The 19,567-nt window shown below is 49.8% G+C and carries 16 protein-coding genes; 8 read left to right on the top strand and 8 right to left on the bottom strand.

The features are described 5' to 3' along the window. The 4 genes from ACYVGO_RS14800 to ACYVGO_RS14785 all read left to right on the top strand — a co-directional run. A partial coding sequence (locus ACYVGO_RS14800; protein ID WP_460969928.1) for a SusC/RagA family TonB-linked outer membrane protein occupies positions 1–1,128 on the top strand: 1,128 nt, incomplete at its 5' end. Positions 1,129–1,167: 39 nt separating this feature from the next. Continuing rightward, on the top strand, positions 1,168–2,832 hold the full coding sequence (locus ACYVGO_RS14795; RefSeq protein WP_460969927.1) for a RagB/SusD family nutrient uptake outer membrane protein: 1,665 nt from the start codon (positions 1,168–1,170) through the stop codon (positions 2,830–2,832). 210 nt (positions 2,833–3,042) lie between these two features. After that, positions 3,043–4,803: an FAD-dependent oxidoreductase gene (locus tag ACYVGO_RS14790; RefSeq protein ID WP_460969926.1), complete on the top strand. Its 1,761-nt coding sequence runs from the start codon at positions 3,043–3,045 to the stop codon at positions 4,801–4,803. Between the two features lie 88 nt (positions 4,804–4,891). Next, positions 4,892–6,892: an FAD-dependent oxidoreductase gene (locus tag ACYVGO_RS14785; RefSeq protein WP_460969925.1), complete on the top strand. Its 2,001-nt coding sequence runs from the start codon at positions 4,892–4,894 to the stop codon at positions 6,890–6,892. 184 nt (positions 6,893–7,076) lie between these two features. Here the strand turns inward: ACYVGO_RS14785 and ACYVGO_RS14780 are convergent, their stop codons facing one another. Beyond that, positions 7,077–7,433 (bottom strand): winged helix-turn-helix transcriptional regulator, encoded by a 357-nt coding sequence (locus tag ACYVGO_RS14780; RefSeq protein WP_142774990.1) that lies wholly within the window; start codon positions 7,431–7,433, stop codon positions 7,077–7,079. 104 nt (positions 7,434–7,537) lie between these two features. On the opposite strand from ACYVGO_RS14780, the gene ACYVGO_RS14775 reads away from it, so the two are divergent. The 4 genes from ACYVGO_RS14775 (at position 7,538) to ACYVGO_RS14760 (ending at position 10,614) form a co-directional block, all read left to right on the top strand. Then, a complete protein-coding gene (locus tag ACYVGO_RS14775) occupies positions 7,538–7,948 on the top strand; it encodes a DoxX family protein (protein WP_460969924.1) in 411 nt (136 codons plus the stop codon). A gap of 136 nt (positions 7,949–8,084) precedes the next feature. Next, positions 8,085–8,651, top strand: a complete 567-nt coding sequence (locus tag ACYVGO_RS14770; protein ID WP_460969923.1) for a cupin domain-containing protein — start codon at positions 8,085–8,087, stop codon at positions 8,649–8,651. Positions 8,652–8,735: 84 nt separating this feature from the next. Then, entirely contained in the window at positions 8,736–9,779 is a 1,044-nt protein-coding gene (locus ACYVGO_RS14765; protein WP_460969922.1) for a cupin domain-containing protein, read from the top strand. 19 nt (positions 9,780–9,798) lie between these two features. After that, complete coding sequence (locus ACYVGO_RS14760) at positions 9,799–10,614, top strand: alpha/beta hydrolase fold domain-containing protein (RefSeq protein ID WP_460969921.1); 816 nt, start codon at positions 9,799–9,801, stop codon at positions 10,612–10,614. A 256-nt stretch (positions 10,615–10,870) separates the two neighbouring features. Here the strand turns inward: ACYVGO_RS14760 and ACYVGO_RS14755 are convergent, their stop codons facing one another. The 7 genes from ACYVGO_RS14755 to ACYVGO_RS14725 form a co-directional block, all read right to left on the bottom strand. Further along, positions 10,871–11,155 (bottom strand): hypothetical protein, encoded by a 285-nt coding sequence (locus ACYVGO_RS14755; RefSeq protein ID WP_460969920.1) that lies wholly within the window; start codon positions 11,153–11,155, stop codon positions 10,871–10,873. A gap of 34 nt (positions 11,156–11,189) precedes the next feature. After that, positions 11,190–13,433: a tetratricopeptide repeat-containing sensor histidine kinase gene (locus ACYVGO_RS14750; protein WP_460969919.1), complete on the bottom strand. Its 2,244-nt coding sequence runs from the start codon at positions 13,431–13,433 to the stop codon at positions 11,190–11,192. 156 nt (positions 13,434–13,589) lie between these two features. Further along, complete coding sequence (locus tag ACYVGO_RS14745; RefSeq protein ID WP_460969918.1) at positions 13,590–14,000, bottom strand: helix-turn-helix domain-containing protein; 411 nt, start codon at positions 13,998–14,000, stop codon at positions 13,590–13,592. 14 nt (positions 14,001–14,014) lie between these two features. Next, positions 14,015–15,127 (bottom strand): FKBP-type peptidyl-prolyl cis-trans isomerase, encoded by a 1,113-nt coding sequence (locus ACYVGO_RS14740; RefSeq protein WP_460969917.1) that lies wholly within the window; start codon positions 15,125–15,127, stop codon positions 14,015–14,017. Between the two features lie 113 nt (positions 15,128–15,240). Next, positions 15,241–17,343 (bottom strand): M13 family metallopeptidase, encoded by a 2,103-nt coding sequence (locus ACYVGO_RS14735; protein ID WP_460969915.1) that lies wholly within the window; start codon positions 17,341–17,343, stop codon positions 15,241–15,243. A 134-nt stretch (positions 17,344–17,477) separates the two neighbouring features. Then, positions 17,478–17,852: a sensor histidine kinase gene (locus ACYVGO_RS14730; protein WP_460969914.1), complete on the bottom strand. Its 375-nt coding sequence runs from the start codon at positions 17,850–17,852 to the stop codon at positions 17,478–17,480. A gap of 3 nt (positions 17,853–17,855) precedes the next feature. Then, a complete protein-coding gene (locus ACYVGO_RS14725; RefSeq protein WP_460969913.1) occupies positions 17,856–19,496 on the bottom strand; it encodes a tetratricopeptide repeat-containing sensor histidine kinase in 1,641 nt (546 codons plus the stop codon). Between the last annotated feature and the right edge of the window lie 71 nt (positions 19,497–19,567).

The following is a 19,567-nucleotide window of genomic DNA, read 5'->3' as shown; positions in this document are numbered from 1 at the left end:
GTTAATGAATTGAAGATTCGTGGCTCGTGGGGACGGCTGGGTAATCAGAATATTCCCGGCGGGAATTACCCATTCATGTCATCGCTCCAATTCGGATCTTATGCACTTAACAAACAGATTGTCAACGTAGTAGCACTTAATACGTTAGCTAATTCTGAAATTTCGTGGGAAACCACCGAGATGAGCGATATTGGTCTGGATGCTACACTATTTTCAAAGCTGTCGATCACCGCTGATTACTATTACAAGCAAACCCGCGATATCCTGCTCCGGCTTGATGTTCCGGCCATCATTGGCCTGGGTGCCCCGTTTCAAAACGCGGGTATCGTTGAGAATAAAGGCTGGGAATTGGGCATCAATTACAAAGGGGTAGTCAATACGTTTCGGTATGATGTAGGATTCAATATTTCGGACGTAAAAAATACGGTGGTCGATTTACGGGGCGTAAACCTGACTGGCCTGACGGTTAACCGGGAAGGCTATCCCATCAATTCGTTATACGGCCTACAATCGGAAGGTTATTTTCAGACCACCGACGAAGTTGCCAGCCATGCTCAGCAGTTTGGCGTAATCAAACCCGGCGATCTTAAGTACAAAGATCAGAACGGCGATGGCATTATTAATAACGATGATAACGTCGTATTTGGCAGCACCATTCCCCGTTTCACCTACGGAACAACCCTGAATGGCTACTACAAAGGTTTTAGCTTAAACATTGTGCTACAGGGCGTTGGCAAAGCCGATGGTTATCTGAATGAGCAGGGCATCATGCCATTTTTCCTGGGCGGTACGGTGCAGGAACAGCACAAAGACCACTGGACTCCGGAGAATACGAATGCGGCATTTCCCCGCCTGGCGTTCAGCGAAGCCAATAACGAGAAGAACTCCAGTTTCTGGATGCGAAATGCCGCTTACCTGCGTCTGAAAAACATTCAGCTGGGTTACACGCTCCCGACTGCGCTGACCCAACGGGCCGGTATCAAAACCGCCAGGGTATTTGCCAACGGCCAGAACCTGCTCACCTGGGATAAGTTCTGGGACGGCTACGATGTCGAATCACCAGTGGGTACAGGACGCAGTTATCCGCAGGTCAAAATGATCAGCTTTGGTATCGATGTTAGCTTTTAAAACCGGCTGTCCTAAACCTTTTTTAACGAAATCATCACAATGAAAAAAATACACTACTTGCTTTTGTGCGCTTGCCTACTGCTGAGCACAACCTCCTGCGAGGACTACCTGGAGCGTTATCCGCTGGAAGGCCCCGCCGATCAGTCGTATTTTGCCAACGCCAGCGAGTTGGAACTAGCCGTCAATGGCTGCTACAAAGGCATGACCTTCTCCCCCAGCGATGGCATGTCGACTCAGCTTTTGCTCGACGACTGCACCGATATTGGCTGGGACCGGAACAATAGCACCTTACAGCAGATCGGCAAAGGCAGCCACGATAGCAACAACGGTTTTTCGAAATCGGTCTGGACCGAATCCTATAAAATTATTGGTCGCTGTAATTTCATCCTGGATAATATAAAGAAGCTGGATGGCAAAATGGACGCGGTTCTGTACGCCCGTTATCAGGCCGAAGCCCGTTTTGTGCGTGCCTATATGTATGGGTACCTGATCGAGTTATTTGGTGGTGTTCCGCTGGTTACCAAAACGTTGGGCTTATCTGATGCTCAGGTTCCGAAGAGTACTAAAACCGAATGCGCGACTTTTGTCATGAATGAACTGGACGAAGCGGCAAAAGCTTTACCCACCAGCTACGACGCTAAGAACACAGGCCGGGCTACCAAAGGGGCAGCGTTGGCAGCCAAAGCCCGGACGGCTTTATACAACGAAAAATGGGAGGTTGCCTCTACAGCCGCCAAAGCCGTAATGGATCTGAATATCAACAAACTGCACCCAAATTACGGCGAGTTGTTTTCGTACAAAGGCCAAACCTCCAGTGAAATTATGTTTGCGTTGCAGTATCTGAAAGGAACACTGACTCACAGTACACCCCAAAATTTCCTGTCGCGAAATGCGCAGGGAGCCTCCAACAAAGTGCCGGGCCAAACGCTGATCGACTCCTATGAGTGTGCGGACGGGCTATCGATTGACAAATCGCCCCTCTACAATCCTAAAGATCCGTTCAAAAACCGCGATCCACGACTGGACTTTACGGTAGCCGTACCGGGTTCCAACTATTTCAACTTCAAGTTCGAAACCCACAAAGACAGCGTTAAAACGATCAACTACGCCACCGGCGCACGGGTCGACAATCAGGATGCCATTCACGCGTTTGCCACCTATACCGGCTATTGCTGGCGGAAATACACCGACCTGACCGATAAGGACGACCGGAGCAATTCAGAGATCAATACCATTCTAATCCGCTATGCCGAAGTGTTATTGATCTACGCCGAAGCTAAAATCGAAGCCAACCAGATCGATCAGTCGGTCTATGATGCCATCAATGCCGTGCGGCAACGACCTACGGTGAACATGCCCGCCATCAAATCGGGTAAAAGTCAGGAGGAACTTCGGTCAATTATCCGCAAGGAACGAAAGTATGAACTGGCCAATGAAGGCTTTCGCTTAATGGACATCCGTCGCTGGAAACTAGCGGACAAATTGCTGAATGGTAATTTCCTGGGCCGCATTCCGAAGGGATTACTGGCCACGGCACCGGTTATCGATGCCAATGGAACGCCCGATTACAGCACGGTTCCCAACAAAGCCGACATGCGGGTAGTCGAAGTTCGCATTTTCAAACCCGAGCGGGACTATCTGTGGCCGATTCCGTATATCGAAACCGTGACCAACAAGGCCCTTGTACAAAACCCTGGCTATTAATAGATTCTGTTTATTCTAATCGTGGTAATCGTGGTGTCAGTTTCTTAAAACTGACAGGCGAGGTTTCTCAAAACCGAGTGCATTAACCAGTTTGACAGATTAGGTTTTAAGAAACCTAATCTGTCAGTTTTGAGAAACTGACACCACTCCAGAACACAACAACAGAATTCTCAGAATCAAATTTTGATCTTAAATCTTCGTTGCCGTAAAATGCCCACAACCCGACGAAAATTCCTGAAACTATCCAGCCTGAGCGGAATTGCCCTCACCGCAGGACTCCCTGAATGGCAAGCGAGCCGAACAAGACCACTCGCCGAAAATGAATACGACCTCATCATTGTGGGTGGTACGCCCGGCGGCATTATGGCAGCCGTGGCCGCTTCCCGGCTAGGCAAGAAATCATTGATTCTGGAGCGGACAGCCCACATCGGTGGGTTACCCGCCAACGGCCTGGGGGCTACGGATATTGCCACGCGGGGTGCCACTGGTGGGCTATTCATTGAGTTTGTCCAACGCATTAAAGCGCACTATGTCGAGAAATACGGTGCCGATTCGCAGCAGGCGAAAGACTGTTCGGATGGCTACCATTTCGAACCATCGGTAGCGGCCAAAATCTTCGATGGGTTCCTGAAAGACAGCCCCAATGCAACCGTCTTGACCATGCGCCAATTCGACTTTGAGCCCGAGAATCTGACGATTCAGAACAATCGGATTCAGGGCATTCGGGTAACGGATCGAAATACGAAAAAGACGGAAACCTACAAAGGGCGCTTTTTTATCGACGCCACCTACGAAGGCGATCTGATTGCGGCTGCGGGTGTACCGTTTTTTCTGGGACGCGAGGGCAAATCTGATTATAACGAAGTCGGTGCCGGACGAGTCTATAAATACTGGGCAGGGCCGGAAGGGCCAGGTTCAACATTCCAGGGCGATAACGCCGTTCAATCCTACAACTACCGCCTTTGCGTGACCAACGACCCGAAAATTCGGGTCAAGATTCAGAAACCGGCTCGGTACAACCGCGAGGAGTATGTGTCGATGATTGGCGATGTGACAACGGGGAATTACACCGGTGTGGCCATGACGAAAGTGACCGATGCCCAGAAGGCTGAAAATCTGCGCCGGGCCAAAGCCGGTCTACCCCCCGACGTACCCGGTATGCCCAAAGGCATTGCCTGGCTGACGAACATGGTGAAACTCCCCAATGGCAAAAACGACGGCAACAACCAGCACCATTCGTTTCTTTCGACCGATTTGCCGGAAGAAAACTGGCCCTATCCAACCTCCGGCTGGGAATGGCGCGACCGCTTTGCCCAACGGCTTCGGGAGTATACCGAAGGCCTGTTCTACTTCGCGCAGAACGACCCCGAACTCCCGGACTGGTTCCGGAAAGAATGTTCCGAATGGGGTTGGGCCAAGGACGAATACACCGACAATGGCCATTTTCCCCGGCAGCTTTACGTTCGGGAAGGCCGCCGGATGAAGGGTAAATACATCTTCAAAGCGCAGGACGCCCAACCCGTCAAACCCGGTGAACGCCCTCCCCTCCACGCCGATAGCATCACGGCCAGCCACTACGCCCTCGATTCGCACGCGGTTCGAAAACGGGAAGCAGGCCGGATTCATCTGGATGGGTTCATCAGTTATCCGTCCGCCGTGTACACCGTACCCTTTCGGGTAATTGTGCCCGATTCGCCACTGGAAAATCTGCTGGCTCCGGTTCCGGCATCGGCCACGCACATTGGTTTCTCCACGCTTCGGATGGAGCCTTGCTGGATGGCGCTGGGTCAGGCCGCTGGAACGGCTGCGGCCCTGTGCGTACAAAAATCGCAATCGGTGCATGCGTTAGCCATTCCCGAATTGCAAAAAGCGCTGCTTCAGCAAAAAGCAATTCTGGTCTATACCAAAGGCATGACAACCACCGATCCGAATTTCGACGCCAACCAGTTGGCTGCCTTACATGGGAAATGAGTTATTGGCTATTGGTTATTAGTCGTTCGACAAATCTCTAATAATCAGCAATTAATAGCTAATAACGAATCACTAATAACCAATAACTATGCGATACACACTCACCATTTGTCTTAGTCTCTTACTAACGTGCTCAACTCTTGCCCAGCAGCAGGTCGACATCTGCGTATATGGTGGCACATCGGGCGGGGTCATAGCGGCTTATACCGCCCGGAAAGCCGGGAAAACCGTGCTCCTGATCGAACCCGGCAAGCACCTGGGGGGCATGACCTCCGGCGGGTTGGGCCTGACGGACATTGGCAACAAATACGCCATTACGGGCATCTCCCGCGATTATTATCGACGCATTGGTCAGCATTACGGTAAGTTTGAACAGTGGATCTTTGAGCCGCATGTTGCCGAAGATCTGTTCAAGGATTACGTCAGGCGCGGCAATGTCGATGTATTGTTTTCTCACCGGCTGTCGAGTGTGAAGAAAACCAGTGGCCAGATTCAGGAAATCGTTCTGGAAAATTCGGATAAACCGTCGGCCAAACGGACCATTCGGGCCAGGATGTTTATCGACTGTTCGTACGAAGGTGATCTGATGGCCAAAGCCGGGGTCTCCTATACGGTTGGCCGGGAAGATAATTCCAAGTACAATGAAACCATCAGTGGGGTGCAGTTGATGACCGGCCACCAGCTTCCCGATGGGATCGACCCCTACAAAACGCCCGGCAATCCGTCATCGGGTCTGGTTTGGGGCGTCAGTCCGGCAAAGCTGGAGCCTAATGGAACGGGCGATGGAAAGGCCCAGGCCTATAATTATCGTATTTGCCTCTCGTCTGACCCAGCCAATCAGGTCCCGATCACGCGTCCGGCGAGCTATGATTCCACCCACTACGAATTGCTCGTACGCCTGATGGCGGCCCAGCCCCAGAAACAATCGCTCAACGACTATTTCATCTGGAGTGGCATGCCCAACAAAAAAACCGACATCAACAATCGGAATGGTTTTTCGACTGATATGATCGGGATGAATTATGAGTATCCCGATGGAAGCTACGACAAACGGGCACAAATCATCCGCGATCATGAGCTGTACACCAAGGGCTTACTGTATTTCGTCGGGCATGATTCCCGCGTACCCCAGGCGCTTCGGGAGCAAATGCTGAAGTGGGGTTACCCCAAAGATGAGTATACCGATACGGGCAACTGGTCATCGCAACTTTATATCCGGGAAGCGCGTCGGATGGTAGGCGCTTATGTGATGACGCAGGCGAATTGCCAGGGGAAAGAAGTCGTGACAGACGGGGTTGGCATGGCGGCTTATACGATGGATTCGCACAATATTCAGCGCATCGTGATCGAGAAAGACGGTAAGAAAATGGCCAAAAATGAAGGCAACGTAGAAGTTGGTGGGTTTGGTCCGTACCCCATCTCCTACCGGGCGCTGATTCCCAAAGAAAGCGAATGTCGGAATTTGCTGGTGCCGGTTTGTTTATCGGCGTCGCACATTGCGTACGGGTCGATTCGGATGGAGCCGGTGTTCATGGTGCTGGGTCAGTCGACAGCGTTGGCGGCAGTGATGGCAATCGACGCAAAAACCAGTGTACAAAAAGTGGATATTGCGAAACTGCAACAGGAGCTAAAAGCCAACCCACTGGGTGATGGTAGCACGCCTGAAATTCTGGTCGATAATGAAAACCAGACCCTGACGACGGTAACCGGTCCGTGGCGTGTCGAGAGCAAAAGCAAAGGCGGGTACGGCCCGTCCTACCTGATTTATGAAGGTCAGGGGGGCGAAGCAGCTTCCGTCCGCTTTAAACCAGACATTGTAAAAGCGGGCAACTACAAGATTTACGCCTACTTCCCCCGATTAGCCAAAACGGCCTCCGAGTTGGGCATTACGGTATCGGACGGAAAAACGAGCAAATCCCATCCGATCAAACCCGCCGATATTGTTGTGGTTGGGCAAACATCCGGCGAATGGGTTTCGCTGGGCGAGTATGCGCTACCCAAAGGCCAGACCTCATCGGTCGATATAGCCGTCAAGCAAGCCGATGGCCCGACAGTGGCCGATGCCGTTTTATTCGTTCCGGCGTTCTAACGTCTGGTTTATTTTCAATTAATGATAACGTGCTATTTTACAGGATCAGGTAGAATGGCGATTCTTACTTTACGATGTCAAGTTTGAACAGGATTATCAACCTCAAACCAGATAATGTACTCGATACTGAACTCCTGCGTACAAATGCCCAAAAAGTACCCCAGCATGTCAGTAGTATACGAATTCACTTCCCGAATAGCTGTTTACGGTGATTAACACCCCAGGCATGCAGTTCCATCATCACCCGTTTTAGCGTACGTGAATACTCCGTAGCGACATATTCAATTAAAACAGGCGAGCTGTCATGGACGATTCGCTGGATCAGCTGATGCTCCTCCATATCTTTCAATTCTTTGGAAAGAACCTTGGGATTGATTTTGGGAATACTTGCCTGTATTTCCGTAAAACGCCGGTTTCCCTGCATGACGGACGTCAGGATCAGCACTTTCCATTTGCCGCTTATCACATCCAGCGCATCACGGATGGGCAGCATCTGGCCAATACAATCAATAGTCTTTGTGTCACCCTCTGTTAAAATCATGCTGTCGCTTACGTTCAGGTAACTGCCGCATCGGCAGTCTGACTACTTTTTCAAAAGTAAAAGTACTGACCTTTGCCAGACCAACCAACTATGTATTAATCAGTATGGCAAGTCAGCAAAGGCCCTCCAAAACTCTTTCTATTGCCTTGTGGATCGTCCAGGCACTACTGGCCCTCGTCTTCATAGGCACGGGATTAGTTAAGTTAGTAACCCCTGTTGCTACGGTGGCCAGGATGTGGCCATGGGCAGGCGAATACCCGAACCTGCTTCGGTTGACAGGCCTCTTCGATTTAATGGGCGGCATCGGTGTCGTTTTGCCCACACTTACCCGTATCAGGCCAGGATTGACAGTACTGGCGGCATTGGGTTGCGCTGCACTCATGGGAAGCGCCATTGTCTTTCATGTATCTCGTGGCGAGGGAGCCAACACACCGTTCAACGTTGTCATGCTGGTACTTGCTCTTTTCGTTTTCTGGGGACGCCGGATGAAGGCCCCGATAAACACCCAGGACTGAATAAGACTAAGGGTTTGTGATTGATAAGGCGGCTTGACTGGCTACTTCTTCCGTTTCATCGAACTACGCATTGAGAATTGTTGCTGGAGGGATGACCTTTGAGCAGGTCAATAAACCCTCAAACACAACAAATACAATGGACTTTACGTACCCGCACACGATTAAGAACTGCATTGGAGAGCAGCTAATTTTCCAGAAAGTAGTGCATGAACCGGATGGCGACCGGCTTATTGTTGAAAATTTTGTGGCACCCGGCAGTGGCCCACCTATGCATGTGCATTGGCTACAGGATGAATGTCTGACGGTCGTTAGCGGACGGATCGGCTACCAGGTTGAAGGGCAAACCGAACAGTTTGCGGGAGAGGGAGAAACCGTTCTGTTCAAACGTGGTGTACCCCATCGCTTCTGGAACGCGGGTTCCCAAACCCTTCACTGCACAGGCTGGATCAATCCGGCTAACTCGGTTGTGTTCTACCTGTCGGCCATCTATGCGGCTCAAAACAAATCGGGGAAGGCACAGCCAGAAACCTTCGACGCGGCTTATCTGCTGACGCGCTATGCGAGTGAATATGACATGCGGGGAATCCCTGGTTTTGTCCGAAAAGTTATCATTCCACTAACCTATCAGCTTGGCCGGGTGCTGGGTAAGTACGCACATTTCGAGGGTGCCCCGGAGCCATTGCGCGTCGGTGACAATGGCTAAGAAGTAGTAGATTATGGCATTTGTTTGTTTAGCTACGTACGTAAATTGGCAATTGCCATACTGTCTTAATTTAGCCGAACACTAATGAGCAAATCCAACCCACCCGCCTATTTAGCACGAACCGGCGACAGCCAGAATGTACCGTTTAATGGAGCCGAAGTCTCCCTGATTGCCTCCCGTAGTCAAACCGGAGAGTTGATTGAAGTGGCGGAGGTTTTAGCCCCGAAAGGCTTTAAGTTACCGCCCCATAAGCATACAAAAACGCATAAAAGTCTCTTTGTGCGCTCGGGCGAATTACTCCTGTCTTTCCCGGATAAAACCTATCACCTCAGGGAAGGCGATTTTGGGCATATCCCTAAAGGGATAGCTCACCAGATTGAATGCATCGCCCCGGCAACCAAAACGTTGTACTTTTCGGGGCCAGGTGGTTTGGTTTCGCTAGTCACCGAATTATCGCAACGAGAAAAAAACGGAGATGAGTCTGTCTTTACTGTTTCCTCAACCGTAGATTTTCAGCTGGTTAATGGCTTTGACCCTACGCTTCCCGTTGAGCAGGTTACTTCTGTAGAGCGGCCCGATGGCCCCATACCCTACGTCATTCGGAAAGGCGGGGGCGAGCATTTGATCGTGGAAGATCAATTACAAACCTTTCTGGTCAGGCAAAACAATACAGAAGGTCAGTTTCTGGTTGTTTTAACCGAAGGGCCCAAAGGACACGCCATTATTCAGCACTATCATAAGCTCCATACCGAATGCTTTTTTTCGCTGGAAGGGAGTATGACCATGTGGAATGAAGGACAGACGGTATCACTGAATCCCGGTGATTTTTTGCATGTTCCCCCTTACACAAAGCACTCCTACCGGCTGGATAGTCCGTACACCAAATTTATTGGGATGTTGAGTCCGGGTTTGTTTGAGCCCTTCTTCGATGCCCTATGTACACCGTACCCGGCCCAAACCCTACCCGATAAACCGGGTCCTGCCCGATTCGACCGGTTATTAAAGACGTACGGTAGCCTGGATTTATATTTTGTGTCGCCCCCACCCGATAACTCCATGAATCCCCTACAGGCAACCATGGTTCGGTTTTCCTTTTGGCTGGCCGGTAAACTCGCATCAAAAAAATAAGGAAAGCGCTTAGCAACCAATGGAAAATCAGCCCTACCGACTCCATAAAGACCTCTCCTACCTGCCGAATGGTCATGAACGTCAACGCCTGGATTTGTATCTGCCTCTGGCAGGAAGTTCATTTCCGCTGATCATCTGGTTCCATGGCGGGGGATTCGTTCGGGGTGCCAAAGAGCCCAGTCAGAAAAATCAGATTCCGTTAGACTACCTGGAAAAAGGGTTTGCCATAGCTGCCGTGGGCTATCGACTGAGTCCCGACACTCGTTTCCCGGGGGCTATTCATGATGCGAAGGCGGCCGTTAGCTGGTTAAGGCAACAGGCGGAGGTATATCAATTAGATAGCCAGCGATTTGTAGCCTGGGGGCATTCAGCGGGTGGTTACTTAAGCACGATGGTTGGCCTTACAGCCTGGTGCCAGCACCTGCTGGGCGTGGACTACATCCCCCAGCAAGCGCAGGTTTCAGCGGTAATCGATGAATCGGGGCCCATTAACTTTTTGACCATGGATGATCAGAAACTGGACGATGGGTTACCACATAATACGCCGGACTCACCGGAATCTCTATTCATGGGCAACCCAATTCAAGAGATACCCGAATTAGTCAAAACCGCGAATCCGATTCAGTACCTGAATGCCGCCTTTGTGCCCCGGTTTCTGGTGGTTCACGGAAATCAGGACAAACATGTGCCCTACCAGCAAAGTGTGGAACTGGTCGATGCGCTAAACCAATGCGGTGCATCGGTGGCTTGGCAACTGCTCGACGCTGTGGGCCATTTTGATATTGACCGGACTAAGAATACGTCGCTGATCGATTCATTTCTGGGAAAGCGCTGAGTTTTGCTAATGCTGATAGAGTAGTGCATATATCATCAGATTGGGCTTGGGCGTATTATAAAAAAATGGTGTGGATAGAAGTCAAAAGCGTGCAGACTCGCTACTTTTCTAATGCATCAAAGGTGGTCTGTTATCAGTCTATGCGCTTTCATATTCGGGGCAGATGTCGTCGAATTCGGGACAGTTTGGGCGCGGGAAGGGAAAAAGTACAGGAATTAGGCGATTTTCTTCTGGTAGGTAATGAACTCGGGCCAAACTAGTTGTTGGGCTTTATGACCCAATGTCCTAGACAGGGGCTGTTATGGGCGCCTTCCTTTACGATGAAAACCCATTGGTAGCCCGATCCCACTGAGATGAGCGAACCGTAGACAGCGTCAGTATCCTGTAATGATTCAGGCGGTGCATCAGTCACTGGATCGGCAGGTTGCTGGGGGAATGATTTACTCAATCGGCTGGCCTGCAAAACCGATGAACAGGCTACTAAACTGCTGAACGAAGCCAGTAGTAGCGAACGAGACAGTACACTAAAGGATGTTTTCATGGTTGAAAGGGGTACAAAAAGAGGTTGGGTAATACTAAACGTACATCGGAAGGGAAATAACAAACGTCGTCCCTTCTCCTTCCTGACTTTCCACCGTCAGGCTTCCTGCGTGTCCCTTAGTGATAATGTCATAGCTCAATGACAAGCCTAGCCCCGTTCCTTCGCCCGTGGGCTTGGTGGTAAAAAAGGGCTGAAAAATCTTGGCTTTGACCGATTCGGGCATGCCCATGCCGTTGTCGCTGACACGGATTTCGATCCGGGGGGCGTCCACTCCCGTGACACGTGCGCCTATCACGCCCGTTCCCATCACACGCGTTCTCATGATATTCGTTCCCACGACACCCGCGCCCGTTCCCAGCCCGTTGGACTGGGCTATAGATGTGACCCCTTCAGGGCGGTTCGACGGTTCGACTTTTTGGCGGATGAGTTGGGTGCTGATGATTAGTGTGGACTGGTAGTCAGGTGGGGCAGCTTTCTGTTTTTCTTTAACGGCGTAAAAGGCGTTGTTGTAGAGGTTCAGCAACACCCGCCCGATCTCTTGTGGCAAAACTTCTATTCGAGGTAAGTCCGGGTCGAAATCCGTTTTCAGTTCGAAGGTCAACTCTTTGTCTTTACCCCGCAAACTCTGGTAGGCAACCTTGAGGTATTCATCGGCCAGGGCGTTGAGGTTGGTGAGTTGCTTATTCCCGGTTTCGGTACGGGAGTGTTCTAACATGCCGCGTACAATGGCCGAGGCACGACCGCCGTGGTGCGCGATTTTCTGAAGGTTTTGTTTCAAGTCGACCAGGATTTCAGTTTCCAGTTCGGTGTCTCGGTCGGGTTTTAGTTGTTCCTCTTCGAGTTCAATGACTAGCTCGGCACTCACTTCCGAGAAGTTGTTAACGAAGTTGAGGGGATTCTGAATCTCGTGGGCAATGCCTGCCGTTAACTCCCCCAGGCTGGCCATCTTCTCTTTTTGGATGAGTTGGGTTTGGGTGGCTCTGAGTTCTATAAGGGCGTTTTCGGCTTTGGTACGTTGGGTATTGATTTCCTCTTTCTGCTGGTGCAAAACGAGATTGGCTTTTTGTTTCTGAGCATACCCATACACAATGAGGCTCAGCAAAGTCAGCAGCAATCCAACGCCACCCAGCAGATAGGTTCGTTGCTGTTTCTGCTGTTGGAGCTGGACGGCTGATAGCTGCTGCTCATAGCGGAGGGCCGTTTCTTTTTTGTCGAAATCATATTGAAGAGTGGCTGCCGCAATATTGCCGGTGTTTTGCTGGTTGATGATCAGCTCTTTTGTTTTGATAAAGTCCTGATAACTGGCTAAAGCGGCCTGTGGATCACCCAGTGCGTCCTGTATCTGACTCTGGGTTTGATAGGCTCGATATAAGGCTATTAAATCGCCCCGTTCTTTGGCCAGCACTACGGCACTGTCGGCATAGGCGTTGGCTTTTTGTAACGTATGAGCTTTATCACTTCTTAGTAGCGTCGTTAAGAAGGTGGCGTTGCTGTCAATAGCAATTTTCAAATACAGTTTACCAAGGTTGTTATAACTTCTTACTAATATTTGTTTATTTCTATTGGCTTTACTCAGCTTCAGCCCTCTTTGCAGATAGGTGAGCGCTTTGGGATAATCGGCTAAGTTGAGATAGGCCTGTCCCACGTTGTCGAAGTTGTATTCACTGGCCGGACCTTGAACCCTGCTTAGTTTCAACGATTTTAGCTGGTAGTCCAGCGCTTTGGCATACTTACCTTGCTCGCTGTATACTTCACCTATAAGATTTAACCAAAGTACCACTCCGCTTTTATTTCCTAATTCCTCATGACCTTTCAGGGCTTTTTCATAATAGGTTAAGGCCTGCGGATAATTGGCCAGGTTAGAATAAAGGTAACCTATATTGCCTTTTATGCCAACAATCTGGCTTTTGTCTTTTATTTCTTCCGCTATTTTCAAGCCACTCAAGTAAGCCGTCAGGGCTGGAGGATTATCAGACTTAATTGCGTAAATATTTCCAAGAACTTTATACGCGACTACCATGCCTTTTTTCCACATCAACTGCCTGGCCAGCGTCAAGGCTTGATTAGCATAGTTGATACTTTCGTTAAAGTTACTGTTACTATAACCATAATAAGCATAGCTTATATCGATGAGGAGATTGACGCGATTGGTGTCGGGTTTAGCACGGGGCAATTCGGCCAGTAGCGAATCCAGCAGAGCTTGGCCTGCTTTGGGTTGGGCAAAGGCGGGAGCTACGGTTATAGTGCATAGCAGGCAAATCAGTTCAAGTCGGGACATGGGTGGAGGTTACGTTACAGGAAGTGATCTGGCCTTTTTGAATCGAGTGCTTTAGTTGGGCAAAGATGGGTTCCTCACGACCGATGCCCTGTCAGATTGGGGGCAGATGTCGTCGGATTTGGGGCATTCTGGCAATGGAAATGAAAAAAGTGCGAATCAGGCCTTTGTCACGCAGTTGGCCATGAATTCGGTCGGCGTTTGCTGGTAGAATTCATTAAAGACAGTCGTGAAATGAGAAGGTGTGTTGAAACCAACCAGGTAGGCCGTTTCGGTCACGGTATAGCCCGCACCCAGCAACTTGACGGCTTTCTGTAGGCGAAACTGACGGATCAGCTCGGTTGGCGAGCTTTGAATCCGGTGCTTCAACTGGCGATACAGCGTTTTTCGATTTATACCCAGTTGGTCGGCCAGCCAGGCAACATTGACCGAGGGATCTTCCAGATTTCGCTCAAGCAGACCATAAATCCGCTTGAGAAAAGCAGTTGGGCTTCGGCTAGGTGGCATACGGCCAGCAGCCATCACCAACGACGGGCGATCGTGATGGCCAGTTTTCAGTCGACGAATCATTTTTGTAAACTGAGTTAGTTGGTGGCCGGTTTTACGTCAAGCAAGTCCACCTCAAAAACAAGGGTACTGTTGGGGTAAAACCAAGAACTATTCGTCGCTATATTGTAGGCGTACAAAGACGGAATAACCAGCTTGATTTTGCTCCCAACCCGACACAAGGGTAGGCCAAGCTGGAACCCTTTGATTAATTTGGAGAGTGGATACGTGGCAGGCTTGTCGAGTTGCTGCATAAACAAAGCCTTGTTATGAAACAGATACCCATTAAGGAACACGACAATAGAATCTGTCAGGCTGACCTGTTTGCCCGTGCCTTCCCGCATGATGGCGTAATATATACCGTCTTTATAGGTAAGCTTTTCTGATTTACCTTCGACAATGGCGTTCTCAATCTGCTTCGTTTCCCGCTTGTACTGCTCATCGCTGTCAACGTAAGCATCCTTGAAGGTAATTACGGGTGCTGGCATAGCGGTACTCAACAGATTTTTCCAGCTACGATTGGTCCGCCGGAGCCATACCTCTGTGAATCGGGCTACTGAATCCGTTTCGTCGTTACCTGAAGCAAAGGTGGCTGGGTTTTTAAGGGTAGTGCGTTGTCCGTTAAGCAGGCAACTACCAATTAGTTTCCACTTATTCTCGTCCGGTAGAAACAGGTAGCCTGAGTACAGCATTTTTTTGTCAGTCGTGTCAGAAAGGGCTACTATCAGCATGAGTTGATAGGTAGTATTGGGCTTCCAGGCAAAATTCCAGGATAGTTCTCCCCGGCCTGATTCCTGTACATTGATTCCTTTGGCTACAACCTGCGCGCCAACCGGAAAGCTAAAGGAAACGTTTTTCTGTTGACCGCTGCCCTTTAATGAGAGAGTGCCTAAGGTGGATCGAAGGCCAACTTCAAGAGGTTTGCGACTCTGAAAACCGCCAACTGATACTTTTGCCAGTAAATGGCTGATTTCAACACTGTCTGGCTGGGGATACTCAGTCACTGACGGGTTGGGCTGCGATTGGGCCACCAATTCTGTAGTTAGAAAGGTGAGCAGACAGAGGGTAGCGAGTGTGAATGATTTCATTGGGTTTGTGGCCACAATGGTCAGCACTAAACTGGTCTGCCTGATTAATCGGGGAATGAACATGGTGATTTGGGAATAACTAGTGATTTGAGGGTAAGAGGATGCGAAATGAGCGTCAACGCTATTGATTGGGCTTAACGACCCAATTTCCGAGGCCAGGACAGGCACTTAGTGGCTTACCAGACCTTAATCCGCTGGTCAGGAGCCTTGTACATTTTATCGCCCGGTTGCACATTGAAGGCTTTGTACCAGGCATCAATGTTGCTCAGCGGGCCATTGCAGCGGTATTGAGTGGGTGCGTGGGGGTCGACCAGTATCTGCTGAGCCTGGGTTTCGGGTAGTATATTTCTACGCCAAACCTGCGCCCATGACAAAAAGAACCGCTGGTCGGGGGTGAATCCATCAATCTCGGTTTTACCTTGACCCTGTTTGGTTTTCTTAAAGGCATCATAGGCAATGGCCAAACCGCCGAGGTCGGCGAGGTTTTCGCCCAGCGTCAGTTGCCCGTTCACTTTCAGCGAATCCAGTACCTTAAATCCAAAGAACTGCTCTTTCACTTTATCGGCGCGTTGCTTGAAATTGGTCGCATCATCTGTTGTCCACCAGTCGCGCAGAGTACCGTCGGCATCGTATTGGCGGCCCTGATCGTCGAAGCCATGCGTCATTTCGTGGCCAATTACAGTACAAATACCGCCGTAGTTAATAGCGTCGTCGGCTTCGGCATCGAAGAACGGGAACTGCAAAATAGCCGCCGGGAATGCAATCTCATTTTTTACCGGGTTGTAGTAGGCGTTTACCGTGGGTGGAGTCATGCCCCATTCCGTTTTGTCTACGGCCTTCCCAAATCGGTTAAAATTGTCTTTATACCACCACTTATCGGCGGCCTTCATATTGCCGTAGAAATCGTCGCGCCGGATGGTTACACCGTCGTAGTTTTTCCATTTATCGGGGTAGCCAATCTTGCGTTTGAATGAGGTGAGTTTGGTCAGTGCACGTTTTTTGGTGTCAATGCTCATCCAGTCGAGTGAGTTGATGTGCTCTTTAAATGACGCTTCGAGGTTATCGATCAGTACGAGAATCCGTTGTTTGGCTTCCGGCTTAAAGTACTGTTGTACATAGAGTTGGCCTAACAGGTCACCCAATGATCCGTCGATCAGCATACTCATGCGCTGCCAGCGGGGCGTTAGTTCTTTCTGTCCCGACAGCACTTTGTTGAATGCAAAGTTTTGGTTCACAAACGAATTGCTCAGATATGGAGCTGCGTTTTTAAGCAGATTCCAGCGCATATACGTTTTCATATCCTCAACCGACGTAGCGGTCAGCAAACTATCCATAGAGCGGTAGAATGCAGGGTTTTGTACGAGCACTGTGTCTTGTCCACGAATACCCATTTTAGGCATCAAGTCACTCCAGTTTATACCGGGAGTCTGCTTCGAGAAATCGGCCACCGTCAGTTTGTTATACGTTTTGATTGGATCACGCAATTCCACTCGGGCCATTTGCGCGTTGGCCAGTGCCGTTTCAAGCCGTATAATCAGGTCAGCGTTTTGCGAAGCCTTGCTGGGTTGCTCGCCAATCAGGCCAAATAGTTTAGTCAGGTAATCGCGGTAGGCCTCCCGGACTTTCTGGCTACGCGGGTCGTTTTTGAGGTAATAATCACGGTCGGGCAGCGTAGTACCTCCCTGAACAAATTGACCTATATATTTGGTGACGTTTCGGCTATCCTGGTCCACAAAAAAAGGAAATAGCATACTGTTACCCTGAGTGCGCTGGTAGGCAATTTCGTTCAGTACATCGGCTTTGCTATGCACCTGTTCTACGCGGGCAAGATCGGACTTGATTGGATCGAAGCCTTTTTGCTCAATAGCGATACTATCCATCCCGCTGGCGTAGAAATCGCCCACCATCTGGTATAACCGTCCTTTTTTGGTGTTTTGAGTAGCCTCTTCGAGCAGTGACTTCATGGCATCGAGGCTTTTCTCACGTAAGACGTTGAGGCTACCCCAACTGGTTTTTGAAGCCGGTATGAGGTTTTTCTTTAACCATTCGCCGTTGGCATACTGGTAAAAATCATCGCCGGGTTTCACGGCGAGGTTCATATTCTGCCGGTTGATGAAGGGCGTTTTCGGTACTGGGGGTTTAGGGTCAGGTCGGATTGCGTTTGGCTGGGATACGCTTGGCTGGGGCAGTGGTTTAGCTAGTTTGCCTGGTGGGGGCGTAGCGGCCATCAGGCAACTCATTAACATGACCGAAGTAAGGAACGTAAGTTGTTTGTTCATTGGAAAATCTGGAATGAGTCGGCAAGTTTTGCCAGCTCAAAAGTCTCTCAATATCTGCGGATCCCCTGTCAGATTGGGGGCAGATGTCGTCAGATTCGGGGCATTTTGGGCGCAGAAAGGGAAAAATGCAGGAATCAGGCATTTTTGCGAACTGGAATCGTTATGGTAAACTCGGTGAACTGGCCAGGCACACTGTCTACCCTTAATTCTCCACCATGCCCTTTGGTGACAATATCGTAGCTTAGGCTTAGCCCCAGGCCGGTGCCTTCGCCAGTGGGCTTGGTGGTGAAGAAAGGCTGAAATATTTTGGATTTGACTGATTCGGGGATGCCCATGCCATTGTCGCTGACGCGTATTTCGGTTTGCCCGTTGACTTGAGTGGTGCTGACCGTAACTGTGGGCTGATAGCCTGACGGGGCCATTTTCTGTTTTTGATTTATAGCGTAAAAGGCGTTGTTGTAGAGGTTCAACAACACCCGCCCTAGCTCCTGAGGCACTACTTCAATCAAGCCTCACTTAGTCGAGAAATCCGTTATTAGATCGGCGTTAAAGTCTTTGTTCTTCACTCGTAAGCCCTGATAAGCCAGCTTGAGGTATTCATCGGCTAACGCATTCAGATCAGTGGGACGTCTTTCGCCGGTTTCGGTACGTGAGTGTTCCAACATGCCGCGTACAATGGCCGAGGCCCGCCCGCCATGTTGGGTAATCTTCTGGAGGTTTTCTTTTAAATCGACCAGGAGTTCGGCTTCCAGGTCGGTGTCTCGGTCGGGTTTTAGTTGCTCCTCTTCGAGTTCGGTGACCAGCTCGGCACTCACTTCGGAGAAGTTGTTGACGAAGTTCAAGGGGTTCTGAATCTCGTGGGCGATACCGGCAGTTAGCTCACCCAACGAGGCCATTTTCTCTTTCTGGATGAGTTGAGTTTGAGTGGCGCGAAGTTCAGCCAGGGCGTTTTCGGCTTTGGTACGCTGCTCGTGGATTTCATCGCGCTGGCGTTGGAGCAGGGCATTGGCCCGTTGTTTCTGCCGGTTATTGCGGTACAGCACTAGTGCTATGGCTCCCAGAACGGCTAACAGCCCGATGAAGATGTAGCTGCGGACGGTGCTGCGGTATTCGGCTTTGGCGGCTTCGATTTCCTGGGCCTGTTGTTTTTCGTCAAACGTCAGCGACAGTAACTGCTTCATTCTGTCCTGACTATAGAGACTGTCTTTGGCGGCCACCGCAATCTCATAGTACCGCAGGGTTTCTGCGTCGTTTTTGCCTTTGTAAAGTTTGGTTAGTAATTGGCTGCTTTTCAGAACGGCTTTGGGAGATGCACTTTTTTGGCCATATAGCAAGGACAGTTTGGCATAGTGAAGGACAGAGTCTTTTTGAGCAGTTTTCTGATAAAACGTTGCCAGTCGATAATAAACCTCATTCAAGTGTGTATAGTTATCCTGTTCAATACAGATCGCAATGCTTTGTTTGTAGAGGGAAAAGGCTTGGTCAGGCTTGTTTTTAGCCAAGGCCACATCGCCTAATAGAAAAAGGATATGAACAAACGATGCCGTATTGTCAATTTTAGCCAAGGGCAACGCCTGATTTAGATAGACACTTGCGGAATCCAATTGCTTCAATTGATAAAAACACTCTCCAATGTTTGCAAGCATAGTAGGTTTCAAAGTCCCGCGTTCGGGTTGCGCTATGGTCTTATACAAGGCATAACATTCCTGCATTAACGCCAAGCCTTTTCGCCATTCACCCTGTAGCATGTAGGTGTCAGCGATGTTATTTAAGCTAACGACTACCCTATAGGTATTTTTCAATCGACTATAAAGTTCTTTAGCCTGGTTATACGCTTTTAACGATTTAGTATAATCGCCCCACTGGTCGAATGCTAACGCAATACCAGTAAGTGATCGTGCTTGGCCTTTTGGGTAGTTAAGTCTGCTGGCAAGTTCGTAGGCTTGTTGAGCTAACAGGTAAGTAGTATCTGGTTTGTTGAGATAATACTGAAAGGCTAATGCACTGAGTACGTTTACCCGCGTGGTATCGTTGGCCGTAACAGGTAGCCTGCTGAGTTTTCTCAGCAGGCTGTCTCGTACAACAACAGATTGCGCCAGAGCGTCACCAATCGTTAGTCCGCATAACAGGCAAATCAGTACAAGTCGGGGCATGGGGTGGCAGTCAAATGAGGAGTAACGGCCTGACTTTTGTGGGTCGAGTCGTTTGATCGGTTAAAGGTGCC

Source organism: Spirosoma migulaei, assembly GCF_054776855.1.
The sequence above is the reverse complement of the archived record's forward strand: the minus strand, read 5'-3'. Positions and strand labels throughout refer to the sequence as shown.